1 protein-coding gene is annotated in these 1,342 nt (G+C 55.9%); it reads right to left on the bottom strand.

Translation table 11 applies throughout. The annotated features are described in order from the left end of the window. Positions 1-878 (bottom strand): cache domain-containing protein (locus BLR71_RS17305; protein ID WP_139172693.1); only part of this gene is annotated, 878 nt, incomplete at its 3' end. Between the last annotated feature and the right edge of the window lie 464 nt (positions 879-1,342).

Genomic DNA, 1,342 nt, shown 5'->3' with positions numbered 1-1,342 from the left:
GCGCGCACCTGGCGGAGGGTGTCCTGCATCCGCGAGGCAAAGAGGTTAAAGCCCTCGGCCAACTGGCCGACCTCGTCGTGGGTCGAGACGTTGATTCGCTGCGTCAGGTCGCCCTTGCCACTGGCGATGCTGCTCATGGTCTGGGCGGCCGAACGAATCGGCTTGAGGGTACGCTTGACCAACCAGCTTGCCAGCAACGCAACACCCAGCAGTAGCGCCAGTGCCGTCAGCAGCGAACTGATGATCGAGTCACGCAGGTTGTCGCTGGCCGTTGCACGGGCCCCGGCCATGGCTTCGTCGATATCAACCGCATAAACGCCGGTGCCAAGCATCCAGCCCCATTTATCCAGCCCTATGGAATAGGAGTATTTGTCTTCTTCTTGCCCGGTTCCGGGGTGAGGCCAGGGATACTCATGGAAGCCGCCTCCGGCCTTGGCGTTCTCGATCAGTGACCGAATCATGTAGTCACCGTCGGGGCTCTGCAGGCCAATCAGGTTCTTGCCCTCTAGGTCCGAATTGATGTGCGCAACGGTGGTGCCATCGTAACGAAACACGAAGATATAACCGCCGTCACCGAAACGAATCGATCGCAGAATCTCCGCCGCCCGAGCTTTAGCCTCTTCATCGTTGGGGCCAGCATTATCGTAGATAGGCGCAATGGCGCTCTTGGCCGCCATCACCACGTCTTTCACTGACGCTTGCCGACTTTTCAACAGTTCTTCGCGTTGATGCGCCAAGTTTTCCCTGGAAGACTGGACGCTTTGATAGCTCTTCATCCCTACCAGGATGGCGGTTATCAACAATAGTGGCACTAGTACCAATGCCATGGTCTTGGTCTGCAGATTCCACCAGCTCAGCTTTGCTTTATTTTTTTCCATAAGAGCGCATCCACCTCAATCCTGCAAAAAGTCCGTTTATTGTCTATCGGCATGTCTCTGCAAAATTTGAGCAAGGCTCGACCAAAGGAGTAGTAAACACCAATCATTCCCATAGGCGAAAAAGGAAGGAGTTCAACCATAAAGACAGCTCCCTCAGGCAGGTCCGCGAGCATTCTTATTTATTAGAAACACCTAACAACAAGAACAGAAAAAGCCAGCTGACCTCTCGGCCAACTGGCTTTGCCATTTCCAACCTCTCGCGCCTTTACTCTCGCCTATCAGCTAGGCCATACGATCAAAAGGCTTCCCACTCCTCCTCGGCATGGGCCGCCGACTTACTGCGAGCGGGCGCCTGTTGACGCGATGCTGGGCTCGACGCCGAGGGCAGCGCAGGTGCTGTTGGCTCGTCGTACTGGTGAGACGAGGCGTCATCGCCACCCAGCACGAAGGTATCGAGCAACCGC

The sequence above is a fragment of the Onishia taeanensis genome (assembly GCF_900100755.1).
Taxonomy (GTDB): domain Bacteria; phylum Pseudomonadota; class Gammaproteobacteria; order Pseudomonadales; family Halomonadaceae; genus Onishia; species Onishia taeanensis.
This window is presented reverse-complemented; position numbering and strand designations above follow the sequence as displayed.